Source organism: Niastella sp. (assembly GCF_045805085.1).
Taxonomy (GTDB): Bacteria; Bacteroidota; Bacteroidia; order Chitinophagales; family Chitinophagaceae; genus Niastella.
This window is the reverse complement of sequence record NZ_JBJMLX010000208.1, coordinates 1-15207: the sequence shown is the minus strand read 5'-3', so window position 1 is coordinate 15207 and position 15207 is coordinate 1. Positions and strand designations below refer to the sequence as shown.

At 46.1% G+C, this 15207-nt stretch carries 15 protein-coding genes; 11 read left to right on the top strand and 4 right to left on the bottom strand.

The window, feature by feature from the left end:
- Positions 1-56 precede the first annotated feature (56 nt).
- The 7 genes from ACJ751_RS10730 (at position 57) to ACJ751_RS10700 (ending at position 5784) form a co-directional block, all read left to right on the top strand.
- Positions 57-659 (top strand): NTP transferase domain-containing protein, encoded by a 603-nt coding sequence (locus ACJ751_RS10730; protein WP_407745490.1) that lies wholly within the window; start codon positions 57-59, stop codon positions 657-659.
- Positions 660-760: 101 nt separating this feature from the next.
- Positions 761-1741 carry a GTP 3',8-cyclase MoaA gene (gene moaA, locus ACJ751_RS10725; RefSeq protein WP_407745489.1) on the top strand — a complete coding sequence of 327 codons (981 nt, stop codon included), beginning with the start codon at positions 761-763 and terminating at the stop codon, positions 1739-1741.
- Between the two features lie 10 nt (positions 1742-1751).
- Positions 1752-2936 (top strand): gephyrin-like molybdotransferase Glp, encoded by a 1185-nt coding sequence (gene glp / locus ACJ751_RS10720; protein ID WP_407745488.1) that lies wholly within the window; start codon positions 1752-1754, stop codon positions 2934-2936.
- 27 nt (positions 2937-2963) lie between these two features.
- Positions 2964-3197, top strand: a complete 234-nt coding sequence (locus ACJ751_RS10715) for a MoaD/ThiS family protein (protein WP_407745487.1) — start codon at positions 2964-2966, stop codon at positions 3195-3197.
- Between the two features lie 107 nt (positions 3198-3304).
- A complete protein-coding gene (locus ACJ751_RS10710) occupies positions 3305-3751 on the top strand; it encodes a molybdenum cofactor biosynthesis protein MoaE (RefSeq protein ID WP_407745486.1) in 447 nt (148 codons plus the stop codon).
- 309 nt (positions 3752-4060) lie between these two features.
- On the top strand, positions 4061-4972 hold the full coding sequence (gene moaCB / locus ACJ751_RS10705) for a bifunctional molybdenum cofactor biosynthesis protein MoaC/MoaB (RefSeq protein WP_407745485.1): 912 nt from the start codon (positions 4061-4063) through the stop codon (positions 4970-4972).
- Positions 4973-5106: 134 nt separating this feature from the next.
- Positions 5107-5784: an SRPBCC family protein gene (locus ACJ751_RS10700; protein ID WP_407745484.1), complete on the top strand. Its 678-nt coding sequence runs from the start codon at positions 5107-5109 to the stop codon at positions 5782-5784.
- A 53-nt stretch (positions 5785-5837) separates the two neighbouring features.
- On the opposite strand, the gene ACJ751_RS10695 is transcribed toward ACJ751_RS10700, so the two are convergent.
- From ACJ751_RS10695 to ACJ751_RS10680, 4 genes are all read right to left on the bottom strand, one after another.
- Complete coding sequence (locus ACJ751_RS10695) at positions 5838-6335, bottom strand: response regulator transcription factor (protein WP_407745483.1); 498 nt, start codon at positions 6333-6335, stop codon at positions 5838-5840.
- Positions 6336-6438: 103 nt separating this feature from the next.
- On the bottom strand, positions 6439-7026 hold the full coding sequence (locus tag ACJ751_RS10690) for a hypothetical protein (protein ID WP_407745482.1): 588 nt from the start codon (positions 7024-7026) through the stop codon (positions 6439-6441).
- A 200-nt stretch (positions 7027-7226) separates the two neighbouring features.
- A complete protein-coding gene (locus ACJ751_RS10685; protein ID WP_407745481.1) occupies positions 7227-7922 on the bottom strand; it encodes a FadR/GntR family transcriptional regulator in 696 nt (231 codons plus the stop codon).
- A 172-nt stretch (positions 7923-8094) separates the two neighbouring features.
- Positions 8095-8262, bottom strand: a complete 168-nt coding sequence (locus tag ACJ751_RS10680; RefSeq protein ID WP_407745480.1) for a hypothetical protein — start codon at positions 8260-8262, stop codon at positions 8095-8097.
- Positions 8263-8307: 45 nt separating this feature from the next.
- On the opposite strand from ACJ751_RS10680, the gene ACJ751_RS10675 reads away from it, so the two are divergent.
- From ACJ751_RS10675 to ACJ751_RS10660, 4 genes are all read left to right on the top strand, one after another.
- Positions 8308-11640 carry a SusC/RagA family TonB-linked outer membrane protein gene (locus ACJ751_RS10675; protein WP_407745479.1) on the top strand — a complete coding sequence of 1111 codons (3333 nt, stop codon included), beginning with the start codon at positions 8308-8310 and terminating at the stop codon, positions 11638-11640.
- Positions 11641-11673: 33 nt separating this feature from the next.
- Positions 11674-13152, top strand: a complete 1479-nt coding sequence (locus ACJ751_RS10670; RefSeq protein WP_407745478.1) for a RagB/SusD family nutrient uptake outer membrane protein — start codon at positions 11674-11676, stop codon at positions 13150-13152.
- Between the two features lie 2 nt (positions 13153-13154).
- Entirely contained in the window at positions 13155-14132 is a 978-nt protein-coding gene (locus tag ACJ751_RS10665; RefSeq protein ID WP_407745477.1) for a dihydrodipicolinate synthase family protein, read from the top strand.
- 13 nt (positions 14133-14145) lie between these two features.
- Positions 14146-15207 (top strand): exo-alpha-sialidase (locus tag ACJ751_RS10660; RefSeq protein WP_407745476.1); only part of this gene is annotated, 1062 nt, incomplete at its 3' end.

Below are 15207 nucleotides of genomic sequence, written 5' to 3'. Positions count from 1 at the left end.
TTGTTTTAATTAGAAACACTTCATCAAAAAATTAACCCGCTACGGCGGGGTTGGGTATGACCATCTTTCACACCGATATAATCATTCTGGCTGCAGGCGCCTCCACCCGGTTGGGCCAGCCCAAACAGTTATTGCCCTGGCAGGGCGTAACGCTTTTACAGTATGCTGTAAAAACCGCACTTACTGTCACTACGCAACCGGTGGTAGTAACGGGCGCTAATGGCGAACATTTGGCAGCTGCATTGGATCCCGGCCAGGTGAAATTGGTGTTTAACCCAAACTGGCAACAGGGAATCGCTTCTTCCATCCATTGCGGTTTGCAGGCCATGCTGAACCGCACGCCGGAACCCGACCAGGTGATCTTTATGGTATGCGATCAGCCCTTTGTAACATCCGGGTTATTACTCGACCTCATCAATGAACGGCAAAAAAGCCGCAAACCCATTGTGGCTTGCGCCTATGCGGAGACTTTGGGCATTCCCGCCTTGTTTGATAAATCCCTGTTCCCCCAACTACTTGATTTGCAGGGCGACACGGGAGCGAAGCGGTTGATTCAACAATATGGGGAGGAGGTGGCTTCGGTGGAATTCCCGGAAGGAGCTTATGATATTGATACTGAGAGTCAGTATAAGGAGCTAATTGACAAACTTCCTGGTTAACTGGTCAACTGATCTACTGGTCAACTCATCAACTATATCAACTTTTCTCCCCTTTTTGAGTTAATTTTACTGGATATACAATTACCAACATACAGCAGGAAATGTTAATTGATCAGTTCAACAGAGCGCACGATTATTTACGGATTTCATTGACCGACAATTGTAATTTTCGCTGCTTTTATTGTATGCCTGAAGAGGAGTACGAGTTCACGGCCGCTTCCAAACTGATGCAGGCGCACGAAATAGAGGCAATCGCGAAAACATTTGTTGGGCTGGGGGTAAAAAAGATCCGGCTTACCGGCGGCGAACCGCTGGTACGGAAAGATGCCGCCGACATCATTCTTGCGCTGTCGAAACTGCCGGTTACCTTAACCATGACCACCAATGGCGCCCGCCTGCATGAATTTCTTCCAACACTAAAACAGGCCGGTGTCACTTCCCTCAACGTAAGTCTGGATACTTTACAGGCCGATAAATTTCAACTCATCACCCGCCGCGATCAGTTTCAGCGGGTATACGATAATATCCACCTGTTGCTCGAAAACGACATTCGCGCTAAAGTGAATGTGGTGGCCATGAAAGATTTCAACGATCATGAGATCAATGATTTTGTACGCTGGACGAAAGATACGCCCGTACATGTGCGCTTTATCGAGTTCATGCCCTTCCAGGGTAATAAATGGACGAGCAACAAAGTGCTTACCTGGCAACAAATACTACAGACAGTAGAATCGGAATTTTCTTTCCTTCCCCTGAAAGATGAATTGAACGATACTGCAAAAAAATACATCGTACCGGGACATGCCGGCACCTTTGCCGTTATCAGCACCATGAGCGCACCGTTTTGCGGAACGTGCAACCGGATGCGCCTGACCGCAGATGGAAAAATGAAGAATTGTCTTTTTTCAAAAGAAGAAACCGATCTGCTCACTGCATTGCGCAATGGGCAGGACATCATTCCTTTGATCCGCCAGAGTATTCATGCAAAAGCCAAAGAACAGGGCGGACAATTCAATGCCGATTTTGAGCACATTGAAGCCAGCGCTATTCAGAACCGCAGCATGATCACGATCGGAGGTTAATACCAGCAGCATGATCTCTGTAACAGAAGCAAAAAATATGATCCGCGCCAATGCCACTGCATTGACGCCCGTAACAATTCCATTACAGGAAGCTGCAGGCCGCGTACTGGCTGCCGACGTTTTTGCCGTCACCGATATTCCCGCTTTTAATCAATCGGCCATGGACGGCTATGCGCTGTCGTTTGACGGATTTGAACTGCATAAAACCCTGACCATACACGGCGAAATGCCGGCGGGTGTGGCCGAATTATCATTATTGCAGCCCAACCAGGCCATGCGCATATTTACGGGGGCGCCTACACCAGCCGGCGCCGATACGGTAGTGATGCAGGAAAAAGTGCAGGTGAACAATGGCCAGCTGACCATTCTCGACGATCAGCTAAAAGCTGGCAATAATGTGCGGTTAAAAGGTTCCGAAATAAAAGCCGGCGAGCGGGTGTTACCAAAAGGACAAAAACTAACGCCGGCGGCTGTGGGTTTTCTGGCCACCACCGGCGTAGCAGAAGTGACGGTGTACCCAACCCCTTCTATAAGTATTATTGTTACCGGTAATGAATTACAGCAACCAGGTAGATCTTTACTGTATGGGCAGGTATATGAATGCAATTCCTTTCAGCTGCGGGCTGCATTACAAGGCTTGCAAATAGGGGAGGTGCCGGTATTTGAAGCAAAGGATGATCCCCAGGTTGTAAAAGACACCTTGAAATATGCATTAGATGATAGTGATGTGGTGTTGTTAACAGGGGGCGTAAGCGTGGGCAATTATGATTTTGTGCCCGAAGCGGCTGCCGCCTGTGGGGTGACCACCCTGTTCCATAAATTAAAACAACGGCCGGGCAAGCCATTATTTGTAGGTAGAAAAGGAAGCAAATGGGTATTTGGTTTACCGGGCAATCCCTCATCGGTGCTCACCTGTTTTTATGAATATGTAATGGTTGCCCTGGAGCAGCTGATGCAGTTACCCGCTGTTTTGAAAACGATACAGGTACCGTTGTCAAAACCATATTCAAAAAATGCGGCGCTCACCTTTTTCTTAAAAGGGTATTACGATGGGCAAACCGTAGCGCCGCTGGATTCGCAGGAATCGTATCGCCTGCGCTCATTTGCCATAGCCAATTGCCTGTTGTGTTTGCCCGAAGAGAAAATGGAGTTCAGCGAAGGCGAAAGGGTAGAAGTTCATTTATTACCAGAGTGAAGTAAATTTGTGAAATAAATTGTTTTTATGCCGGTTCAGGTTATTGTGTTTGGACAGTTGACAGATATTCTGGGACATCAACCCGTTACCATGGATGATGCCCCGGATACGAGCACGTTGATACAGCAATTGAATCAACGCTATCCGGCATTGGTGAATGCCCCGTATATTATTGCAGTTGATAAAAAGATAGTGACGGGGAATACAGCTTTAACAGGGAATAATACGGTTGCCTTGTTGCCACCGTTTGCAGGAGGATGAGGGTGGGTTAACCAGTTGACGAGTTAACAAGTTGACGAGTTGACAAGTTGATGAGTAAGAAGATGGTTAGGAAGAAGAAAGTAGGAAGATTCACGAAAAAAAGAAACATGACTACAGAACGCAAACCAAAGAACATATTCACACAAGGGGCTATATCGGCTTCCTTTATTGCCGAGAGCATTCAAAAGCACGATACAAAAACAAACATCGGCGGTCATAGTATTTTTTTAGGACAGGTACGTGCGGATGTTATCGAGGGTAACCAGGTGGCGGCGATAGAGTATACAGCGTATGAAGACATGGCCTTGGAAAAAATGCACCAGATCCGCGAAGCTATTTTTGCAAAGTATCCGCTGGTTTGCATGCATGTGCATCATAGCCTGGGTAAAATTGCCGCCGGTGAGATCTGTTTGTTTGTATTTACCTCATCTGCCCATCGCAAAGAAGCCATCGACGCCTGTACCGAAACGGTGGAAAGAATAAAAGCGGAATTACCGATCTGGGGTAAGGAGATATTTGAGAACGAATCGTATCAGTGGAAGGAGAATAAATAGTTGATCAGTTAACCAGGAAGTGACAGGGTTGACGGAGTTGATAGGGTTGACAAGTTAACGAGGCAGAAGAAGGTTAATAGATATAAAGTAGGAGGTTGATAGAGTTAATAGGGTTGATAAAGTTAATAAAGGGGCGAAAGATGAAATGAGTGAAGGATGAAAACAGTGAGAAATTTTACCCTCTCGCAAACCATTTCTGCCTTCTGCCCTCTGCCTTCTGCCGTTTCACGACTCAGCCTTGCCGCGTCGCGGTCTTTGCCCTCTGCCCTTTGCCTTTTCACCATTGACCACTCACTACTACTATAACCAATGAATAACATTACCAATAAAGTCTCCAGTTTACGACAAGCAATAGCTACAGCAATCGTAAAAGTTTCCAAACAGGAAACCATCGATGCCATTCAGCAACGAAAAGTGCCGAAGGGAGATGTGTTTGAATTCAGTCGCGCCGCGGGTTTGCTGGCTATAAAAAAAACAAGTGATGTTATTCCCGATTGTCATCCCCTGCCGGTGGAGTATGCCGCCATCAGCCATAGCATTGAAGGATTGAACATCATCGTAATGGTAGAAGTACATACCATTTATAAAACCGGGGTTGAAGTGGAAGCCATGCATGGCGCCTCCATAACAGCGCTTACCATGTACGATATGCTGAAACCTCTGGATAAAGGCATTGAGATCAGCACTATTAAGCTCGAAAATAAAAAGGGTGGTAAATCAGATTTCAAAGACAGCTATCCCAGCAACCTGCGTTGTGCAGTGATCGTTTGCAGCGACAGCATTGCAGCCGGTGCTAAAGAAGATCGCGCCGGAAAAGTGATCCTGCAAAAGTTAAAGCAGTTTAATCTCAATGCGGGTATCTACATGATCATCCCCGATGAAGTGGCAGTTATTCAATCGAAAATAAAACAACTGGTAAGCGAAGGATATAACCTGGTATTATTTACCGGTGGTACGGGGCTTTCTCCACGCGATGTAACGCCGGAAGCCATTACTCCGCTGCTCGATCGGCCCATTCCCGGTATTATGGAAGCTGCCCGCCAGTATGGGCAACAACGCACCCCTTATGCCATGTTATCACGCGGGGTGGCAGGTTTTATTGAGAGCACCCTGGTGATCACCCTGCCAGGTTCTACAAAAGGCACCGAAGAAAGCATGGATGCCCTGTTCCCGTATATCTTCCATATTTTTCGCGTAGCAGAAGGTATGAGACACGATTAAGGTTTTTGTAGAAAAAAGGCCACACTTCCACTCAGTATGTAATATTAAACACGTTTGCTACTAGTATGTGCTTGGTATAGTATTTTGATACTTAATGCAATTCTTCAATACTATCCACTTTAAAACCTGTAGTTATGCACAGCAACCGTGATAAATTAATGAGCGCAGCCTCCGGTCAAAGGCTGGCATCCGTTGTAGGAGGAATGATGTTAATAGGCAGTGCATTCAATAAAAATTCTTCCAGACGTTTTTTAAAAGCTGCCGTTGGGTGTTACCTCACCTTTAAAGGAGTTGCCGGAAGGCGTTCAATGGGCGAAATGTATCGTTCCTTTGAAAAAGTAGCCGCGGGCCGCACCCTCAACATCAGGGTGTCGATGGTGATTAATAAACCGCGCGAGGAAGTATACAACATGTGGAGAAACCTGAGCAACCTGCCGATGTTTATGAAACACCTGCGGCAGGTAGATGAACAGGATGAACTGTATTCGAACTGGGTAATGGAATTGCCCGGTAAAATAGGTACCATGCAATGGCATGCAGAGATCGTGAAAGAACGGTATGGTGAAATGATCGCCTGGCAAAGTTTGCCCGGTTCTTCTATAGATAATGCGGGTAAAGTTGGTTTTCGTGATTCATTGGGCGGACAGGGAACCACTGTTGATGTAGTGTTCACCTATCATGCCCCGTTAGGAAAGGCCGGCGAACAAATAGCCCGGTTGTTTACCCCTGTAACCAGACGATTGATAGAAGAAGAAATAAGAGGGTTTAAGGATTTTGTGGAGACCCACGAAACGATTCTGATCCCCCGATAAACGAATTGAAAAATGTGAAAATGGAGCGGCTGTTCCATTTTCACATTTTTATATTAATTAAGTGCATATTGTTTTAGATGCACTGAATCTTCAAGGAACGACGTAAGTATCAGAATATCCTCCGTTCCGCACCATCTCATTCGCTTTGCTGAATACTCCGGTTCAATTACTTCAGGTGGCGCTGCAACCGGCATCATACTATGCAGGTTCTCCAACAATTTCTTTTCAGTCAGCGCTTCAGTTGACATAGATCCCTCCTGTTGCGGCCAGATGTTTTCATATACTTCTTCCTCATATGTTTTACCCGATAAAAACAGGATAGGAATAAGCTTGTTCACTTCCCGTATTTTGCCTGCCAGTAAAAGATTGGAATCAACAGATCCATTATTATCGAGTAATACGAGGTCGGGGTTTTTATCAGCGTAATATTGCCATGCCTCCGACGTATTCATACAATACCACACGCGGTAACCAGCCTGCTGCAACACCCGTTTTACAAAAAGGCCCAACACCAGATCATCCTCTGCTAGTAATATAGTTACAGGTTTCATAAAGAGTATAGTATTAATGACTTTTTCGATGAATAATTGTGTTGACTAACAAATATTTTAAGAACAGGTTCCCGGCATTGCTGGAAACCTGTATCAATAGTGGTTATTTAACATTACTATAAGAGATATCTTTAAAATAGAACACTGATCCCTCCATGTTCACTTGTAGCACAACAGTTTTATTATTATTTGTCATTTCCACAAAATAATTGTCTTCATCTTCGAACGCATTACCATATAATATCATATCGGTATCGTTGAATTCATTGTCATCAAATAGCATGACTGATCGGGGTGTATAGCCCTTATAAAACTTTGCAATTTCTTTTTGTGCGTTGGCAGGAAGATCGCTATAGCTGGCAGGTGTGGTGGTGCCAATGAGTGTGTTGTCGGGATCATAAAAAGCTTTCATCTCTTTTCCATTCAAGGTAAAAGAGGCTTCCTCAAAGTTGGCCAGCTTCCAGTTTACATTGGTGGCATTGGGAAAATCGATCATGAAATGTTGTGCGGTCATATAAGCGGGAGCGCTGGCTGCTTTTTCTCTTCGTATCAATCTGTTTTCTTCGCGTTGTGCTTTAGTTGTTTTGTGCAGAATAAATCCTGCAGGTTCATTATATACCATTTCGTCCTGTGCAAATGTGGTTGTAGCGGTAAATACCAGTAGACTGCCGATAATAAGTACGTTTTTCATACAAGAAATTTTTGTCGTTAATATTTGTTTTTAGCGACTATAGGACGGCAGTAAGTCGTGAGGTTTGTTGCTGAATGGTTCTATTAACGGAGTGATAACGGATGTTAATGAAAGGGAACAAGGAACAAGGATCAAGGCACAAGTCATAAAAAAAGGCGCACTACATAAGTAATGCACCTTGTAAAAAAAGTTCTCCAATATTATAAGTGATCTAAATGCGGCATTAAATGTTTCCGCATGGCATTAGGATATGCTTCAGCATTATCAGCATATAATATTTTAACCAGGTCGGCATGTGTTACCGAGCCAACGGACGTATGATCGAGCTTTGATTCATATTCCACAACGTATTCAAAGACCGGCATCAGGATGTCCTGAAAACGTTTTAATGTTTCATTACCCGCCATATCATATAAGGTGGCGTGGAAATCAACTTCGCAACGGATGCGTTCAATTTGTGTAGTGGCTTTTTGTTCGCGTTCAACAATGGCGTCCAGTTTTTTCAGGTATTCATCAGATTTGCGGCGGAACAACAGATCGCCCAAACCAACTTCCAGCACCAACCGCAATTCAAACAATTGTTTGCGAACATGCTCATCTAATATAGTGGGGTGTATGATCAGCTCAAGCCCCTTCATTACATCGGGCTGGGTGAGTATCATACCTCTTTTCTTGCGTGATTCAATCATGCCCAGCATGCGCAGGCGGCTGAGGGCTTCCCGCACAACGTTTCTGCTTACACCCAGGGACTGGGCTATTTCTGTTTCCTTGGGTATAGGATCGCCTGGCTTAATAGAGCGTTTAATGATGTACTCGCGCAGGTGGTTCTCCACCTGGTCGGCCATCGTGGTATAAGCGATAGGCTTCAGTTTAAACAGGTCATTTTCAATGCTCATATTGTCAAAAATAATAAAAAATTAGCGGAATATGTAATACTTAATGTGAGTTCTGTTATTTAATCTGAAAACCAGTTATCCACGTTTACACAATCGATTGCGTAAACGGCGATTAAAGCCACCTGTTCCGCCATCTGCTCAGTAACAGATCCTTACCTGGTTCGAATTAATTTTAGCTATATAAGATATTGAAACGATGCACACTATTGTTAAACGCATACGAAGGGATCTCCCTGTTCCAGGCCGCTTCCAGGGGCTGAAAACAGGCCATAAAGTTATCGTGGCTAAATTGGTTCTCAAAAATATTTGGATTAAATGGCAATAGTTCTATATTTGTCATATGTAGAACATATATACGTATTGCAAAACTAACGTCATGCCATTTATGAAAAAGATCACCTGGTTACTCATTGGTTGCTGGTTAATGATTAGTACCACTGTATTTGGGCAGTCGAACCCCGTTGTATCGGGAATTGTCAAAACTGCTTCCGCCGAAAGATTATCAAACGTAACAGTTACTGTAAAAGGAACAAACAAGGCCGTTGTTACCGATAAGAATGGCCAGTTTCAGATCAGGGTAAATTCGTTGAACGATACCCTGGTGTTTACCTATATAGGTACCCAGCCAAAAGAAGTAGCTATAAACGGGCAAACCGTGGTGACTACTTCGCTGGATGCCGAGGCTGCATCACTCAGTGATGTAGTGGTGGTGGGGTATATGACCCAAACCAGGAACAAAACGGCCGCTGCCGTGTCAAAACTGGCGGCTGAAGAAATGGTTAATACCCCCAACCCAAACCCGGTGCAGGCCCTGCAGGGAAAACTGGCCGGTGTTTCGGTTCCTATTGTGAACGGGCAACCAGGTTCAGGGGCTAATAATATCCTCATCCGCGGTGGTACCAAGCTGAACGCGTATGGTACCGGCGTGGGAACCAGCGGCGGAAATTCAAACAGCAATGTAGATGCTTCTGATCCGTTGGTGGTGATCGATGGGGTATTCCGTTCACTCAATGATATCAACCCCGATGATATTGAAACATTCCAGGTAATGAAAGACGCTGCTTCCACTGCAGCGTATGGGGCCCGTGGCGCCAATGGCGTAATTGTCATTAAAACCAGATCGGGCAAATTCGGCTCAAAGCCGGTGGTCACTTTCAACTATCGCCATAACTGGGAAACCATGATGCGTGATTATGGTTACCTGAGCGCCAAAGACTATCTCACCCTGGCCCGTACCACCGTTCAAAACACCAACGATGCATTGGCAAAAGACAACCTGTTGAACAAAGGTGGTTTTTCTGCCGGCACAACCGTGTTCACTGCAAAAGGACAATACAGCAATTCCATCAACTTAACGGCGTTATACGACAACATTGTAGCAGTGGAAGGACAGGATTATGTAGATAACCTACTGGCCAAAGGCTACCAGGTGATGGATGATCCCATTAAACCGGGCACCCGGTTGTTGTATGCCGACAATCATTACCAGGATCTGCTGTGGAATACCGGCCAGACCGATAACTACAATGCCAGTGTGAATGGCGGTGGTGAGAATGCCAACTATAATGTATCGCTGGGCTATATAAACCAGGGCGGTATTTTTGTTGGAACCAATTACAAGCGGTATAATGTATTGGGCAATTTTGGTTTCAAGGTCTCCAAAAATTTCAAGCTCGATGCTTCGGTGAATTACCAGAACGTGGTTCCCAATTATGTAGAGTCCTATACCAACGACCTGGTACGGGCTACCCGTATTACCCCGTTGATCCGCATTTTCCGTGATGACGGTACTCCCACTTTTGGTGAAGTAACAACCACCCGCAATCGTTTTCACACTCTGAAATACGACGACACGCGGGTGAATACCGAGCGGATCATATCCCGGTTGGCCGGCGATGTTACCATTGTGAAGGGCTTGCACTACAGGCCGGCAGTATCTTATGTGCTGGAAGATTACAGGAATAGTTTGTTTAGAAAAGCCTATCCCGGTTCGGTGCAGTTGTCAACCTCCCGTCAGAAATTTGAGAATACTGCTGACATGCGTCAACTGATGGTTGACCAGATCTTACAGTACGATCATTCATTTGGCAATCACAACCTGAGCCTGCTCGCCGGTTTTAACTATACCCGGATAAAACGGGATACTATCAGAATAGGTTCCCAACGGGCCACCAACGATTACGTGTATACCATTGAAGAGCCTACGACTACCCTTGTAAACGGGCAAACTGTAACGAACGTGACCGATCTGAGAACTGCGATGGAAGATAAACGTTCGGCCAGTTATTTTAGTCAATTCAGTTATGACTATGATAACAGGTATCTTTTAAGTGGCTCGCTTCGGTATGACGGTTTCTCCTATTTTTCTCCTGGAAAAAAATATGCCCTTTTCCCTGCTTTGTCAGTAGGCTGGAACCTGCATAATGAAGCCTTCTGGAAAAGTAAATATGTAAGCGCCTTAAAACTGCGGGCGAGTTGGGGCGGCGCCGGTTTAAATGACCTGGATGTAACGGATACCTATGGTAGCTTTTTAGGCACCACCTATGCCCAAACTGCTGGTATTGTGCGCGACAACCTCGCCAATCCTGACCTGAGGTGGGAGACAACCCAGACGACTGATCTGGCTGTTGATGCCGGTTTTCTGCAGAACAGGATCATGCTGACAGTAGATTATTATAACAAGTTGACCAAAAACAGGCTCGCATCAAGACCGCTGCCATTGGAAGGGCCGTTTTCTACCATTAAATACAACAACGGAACATTACGAAACAGGGGTGTTGAAGTAGAATTATCAGCCACTGTTTTAAAATACAAGGAATTTACATGGAAAACCAATTTCTCCTTTGCATTTAACCGGACAATGGTAGTTGACCTGCCAGCAAATGGCCGGCCTAAGAACCGCCAGTTTGGAGGTACCGTATATGATCCGGCTTCAAAAGGTGAAATAGAAGTAGGCGGTTTTGCCGAAGGCGAACGGCCCTATAGTTTGTATGCATTTAAAGTGGATGGAATTTTTTCAACAGATGCAGAAGCGGCTGCCTGGGGTAAAAAAGACCTGATGGCTTCTCCGGCGGGTCAAACCACAGGCAAACATGCGGGCGATTACATTTGGGCCGACCTCAATGGTGATAATATCATCGACAGCCGCGACATGGTATTCATGGGTTATCGCGCTCCTGACAAGATCGGCGGTATGCAGAACACGTTCACCTACAAAAGTTTTACCCTTCGTTTTGCCATGGATTATGCATTGGGCCATGTGATCAGCAACGGCGCGTTGGCCCGTTCGTTAGGGCAGGGCAGGGCCTTTAATGAAGGCGCTCCGGTAGAGGCGCTGGGTAATGACATCTGGAAACAACCCGGCGATGCAGGTAAGAAATACGCTCGGTTTTCATTTGCCGATTATGATTTTGGCCAGCGCAATTATATCCGCCAGGTTACTACAGTGGGCACCAACAACTCCTATGGGGTTGATGTAAGCTCTATGTTTGAGAAAGGCGATTTTCTGGCCTTCCGCGAAATATACCTGGGGTATGAATTGCCAAAAGAGCTGGTGAAAAAAACGCACCTCGGTGGCGTGAATGTTTTCGCCAGCATTTATAATATAGGTTATCTCACCAAATACAAAGGGGTGAATCCGGAAACCTACAGCGGGTTTGATGCTATTGGTTATCCGCGTCCACGGCAGTTTTCACTGGGCGCCACTGCGCGGTTTTAATAAACCTATTCATAACGATTGTAATTATAGAATATGAACAAATTATTGCTGATCATTATAGGCTGCTCGCTGTTGTTGATGACAACCAGCTGTGATAAGTTACTGGAAACAAAAACAGAATCCTCTATTACCGATGATGACTATTTTCAAAATGAAAATGATTTTGATCCGTATGTTGTGGGAATATATATGTACCTGCGAGGTTCTGCAAAGATCGGCCCGCAGAATATCACCGGTATAGCCAACAATATCACTTACGGTACTGAACGAAGTGAAGAGCTGGTTTCTGCGCTCAATTCACGCTTTACCCAGGCATGGACACACAACCTGTCACCTACCTCAGGCGCTTTCGATTACACCAGCTGGTACAAAGCAATTGGTAATTGTAATCTGTTACTGGCAAAAATTGACAATTTCACTTTTGCCAATGAGAGCAACAAAAAAAGGGTGAAGGCAGAAACCTACAGTTTACGCGCCTATATTTATTTCAGTCTTATCCGCATTATTGGCGATGCGCCCCTGATGTTGGCAGCCATCAATAATGGGAATGATACAATACCACAGTTACCCCGGTCAACAGCGACCGATGTAATGAAGCAGATCATTGCCGATCTGGACCAGGCTATTGCACTGTTCCCCGAGAAAACGATCCCCGGCAAATACCGGTTCTCTTATGCGTCGGCACAGGCCTTGAAAGCCGATGCCAAATTATGGAGCGCCAAAGTGCTGGGCGGTGGATCAAACGATTTCAATGACGCCATTACCGCATTGGCTGAAGTAGAAAAAACTACTGGTCTTGCCCTGCGCACCGATTTTAAAGAAGTAACTACGGTGCGCGCCAATAGTGAGATCATTCTGGCTGCTTATTTCAACCGCGATGAAAGCAGTTCTAATTATGGGGTCAATGCCTTACCGTATTTAACAGGTATTACAGGAGCAACTAACCTGGACAGTTTGCCTTATTGTATCACCACCTCGAACGGACAGGGAGCTTATCAGATAAGCGCCAGATCAAAAGCCTTGTTTCCCAATGGCGACAAGCGCATTCCGTTTACCTGGGTTACCGAACGCCAGGGCAATACGCTTAAGATCTCCTGGATCACCAAACTGCCCGGAAATAAATATACCGATGACCGGGTATCAGATAATGATATCATCCTGTACCGCCTGGGTGAGATCTACCTCATGGAAGCGGAAGCTTATGCCGGTATCAGCAATACAACAAAAGCGATCGAGTACCTCAATAAGACCCGTAACCGTGCCGGCATCGGTGATTATACCGGCGGTACAGATAAAACAAGTGTAGAAAAAGAAATACTCGACGAACGTGGCCGTGAGTTGTTCTTTGAGAACAAGCGCTGGTTCGACCTGGTGCGTTTTCATAAAGGGGGTACCATTAACGTATATACCTATGTCCCCAACCTGGTTGGAAAAACAACCCCGCTGTTCTGGCCACTGGCCGCCAACGTACTGGCCAATAATGGTCAATTAAAACAAACAGATGGTTATTAATTATGGAACCATTACAGGCAGCAAATATTAGAGGTAATTGGGCCACGTTATTAATACCCATTAATAATGATGAGAGCATTAATTACCTCAATCTGGAGGAAGAGATCGATACGCTGATAGCCATGCAGGTGGATGGTATTTATTCAAACGGAACGGCCGGTGAATTTTATAACCAAACGGAAGAAGAATTTGATGCCATCAGCAGGCTACTGGCAGATAAATGCCATGCAGCCGGTATGGCTTTTCAGCTCGGCGCCAGCCATACCAGTCCGGTAATGGCGCGGGAGCGGGTGAAACGGGCGGCGGCCCTGCAACCCGGCGCTATCCAGGTTATCTTGCCCGATTGGTCGGCCCCTACCATGCCGGAAGTGATCAACTACCTGCGGGTGCTAACCGAAATAGCGGCGCCGGTGCCGTTGGTGTTGTACAATCCGCCCCATGCAAAAAAGCGCTTGAGCCCGGAAGAATTCTTTCAGCTGAAGGAAGCGGGTATTAACCTGGTTGGTTGCAAAACAGTAGGAGGCGATGCGCAGTGGTATACAGCCATGAAAAAATGGGCGCCTGGGTTATCGCTGTTTGTACCCGGACATCACCTGGCCACGGGTGTAAGCCTGGGCGCGCATGGTGCGTATTCAAATGTGGCTTGTATCCATCCGGCTGCTGCCCGGCAATGGTATAACCTGATGTTGACGGATCTGCCCCAGGCATTGCAGATAGAAAAAGGCATCCAGCTTTTTATGAGCCAATATATCCAGCCATTAATAAGTACCCAGGGATATAGCAACCAGGCGGCTGATAAACTGCTGGCAGCTATTGGGGGTTGGGCAAAGGTGGGTACGCGTTTACGCTGGCCTTACAATGGCATCGATGAAAGCGAGGTAACCAGGTTGCGACCTATCGCCCATGAAATGATGGCGGAGTTCTTCGCTTTGCCCGCCGAAGCCTTGGCGAAGGTGGGCCGCGGGATGCTTGAACTTTAAAGTAGATTATACTATGTCTAAAATAAACTTGTATTACTGCCTCCTTGTTTTGGTTACGCTGGTATCCTTACCAGGTCTCGTTTGTGCCCAGACAGAAACAAAACCCGATACCCTGTCGTTGTTTGTGTCTGGCACGAACGGCTATAAAAGCTATCGTATCCCGGCTATCGTGACCACTACCAAAGGCACGTTGCTTGCTTTTTGCGAAGGCAGAAAGAACAACGCAGCCGATGCAGGTGATATAGATCTGTTGTTAAAGCGTTCCGCTGATGGCGGTCGTACCTGGAGCGAACAACAGGTTATCTGGAACGACAGCACCAATACCTGTGGCAACCCCTGCCCGGTAGTAGATGAAACAACCGGTACTATTTGCTTGCTGAGCACGCATAATATGGGTGATGATAAAGAAGGCGATATCATAAAAAAATTAAGTCGCAGCACCCGTACTGTCTGGATCACCAGGAGCAACGACGATGGCCTAACCTGGTCCGTACCTGAAAATATTACAGCTACCACTAAGAAAAAAGAATGGAGTTGGTATGCCACTGGTCCGGGCATTGGTATACAAATAAAGAATGGCCCGCACAAGGGACGCCTGGTAATTCCCTGCGATTTTAATTACGACGACTCCACCACCATTCCCACAGCAGGCCATTCAACCATGGGTTCGCATAGCATCTATAGTGATGACCATGGCGCCAGCTGGAAGCTGGGCGGCGCCATTACCCCAAAAATGAATGAATGCCAGGTAATAGAACTGGCGGACGGCAACGGTACCTTGCTGATGAACATGCGCTCGTATTTTCAACGCAACTGCCGGGCCCATGCCATTAGTTATGATGGCGGCATTACCTGGACGGCCCCGGTTGATGTGCCGGTGTTGGTGGAACCCGTATGCCAGGCAAGTATTGTACGATATGCATGGCCCGGTAAAAAAACAAAAAGCACGATGTTGTTCCTGAACCCTGCCTCCGCCAAACGAATGAATATGACCATCAGGGCAAGTTATGACGAAGGACAAACCTGGCCGGTTATCCGTACCTTATATGCAGGCCCATCGGCCTATTCCTGCATG

Excerpts from the sequence above, each read along its gene's own strand:
- moaA (WP_407745489.1), top strand. The coding sequence starts at position 761 with ATGTTAATTGATCAGTTCAACAGAGCGCACGATTATTTACGGATTTCA.
- ACJ751_RS10715 (WP_407745487.1), top strand. The coding sequence starts at position 2,964 with ATGCCGGTTCAGGTTATTGTGTTTGGACAGTTGACAGATATTCTGGGA.
- ACJ751_RS10700 (WP_407745484.1), top strand. The coding sequence starts at position 5,107 with ATGCACAGCAACCGTGATAAATTAATGAGCGCAGCCTCCGGTCAAAGG.
- moaCB (WP_407745485.1), top strand. The coding sequence starts at position 4,061 with ATGAATAACATTACCAATAAAGTCTCCAGTTTACGACAAGCAATAGCT.
- ACJ751_RS10665 (WP_407745477.1), top strand. The coding sequence starts at position 13,155 with ATGGAACCATTACAGGCAGCAAATATTAGAGGTAATTGGGCCACGTTA.
- ACJ751_RS10670 (WP_407745478.1), top strand. The coding sequence starts at position 11,674 with ATGAACAAATTATTGCTGATCATTATAGGCTGCTCGCTGTTGTTGATG.
- ACJ751_RS10710 (WP_407745486.1), top strand. The coding sequence starts at position 3,305 with ATGACTACAGAACGCAAACCAAAGAACATATTCACACAAGGGGCTATA.
- ACJ751_RS10695 (WP_407745483.1), bottom strand. The coding sequence starts at position 6,335 with ATGAAACCTGTAACTATATTACTAGCAGAGGATGATCTGGTGTTGGGC.
- ACJ751_RS10730 (WP_407745490.1), top strand. The coding sequence starts at position 57 with ATGACCATCTTTCACACCGATATAATCATTCTGGCTGCAGGCGCCTCC.
- ACJ751_RS10680 (WP_407745480.1), bottom strand. The coding sequence starts at position 8,262 with ATGACAAATATAGAACTATTGCCATTTAATCCAAATATTTTTGAGAAC.
- ACJ751_RS10690 (WP_407745482.1), bottom strand. The coding sequence starts at position 7,026 with ATGAAAAACGTACTTATTATCGGCAGTCTACTGGTATTTACCGCTACA.
- glp (WP_407745488.1), top strand. The coding sequence starts at position 1,752 with ATGATCTCTGTAACAGAAGCAAAAAATATGATCCGCGCCAATGCCACT.
- ACJ751_RS10685 (WP_407745481.1), bottom strand. The coding sequence starts at position 7,922 with ATGAGCATTGAAAATGACCTGTTTAAACTGAAGCCTATCGCTTATACC.
- ACJ751_RS10675 (WP_407745479.1), top strand. The coding sequence starts at position 8,308 with ATGAAAAAGATCACCTGGTTACTCATTGGTTGCTGGTTAATGATTAGT.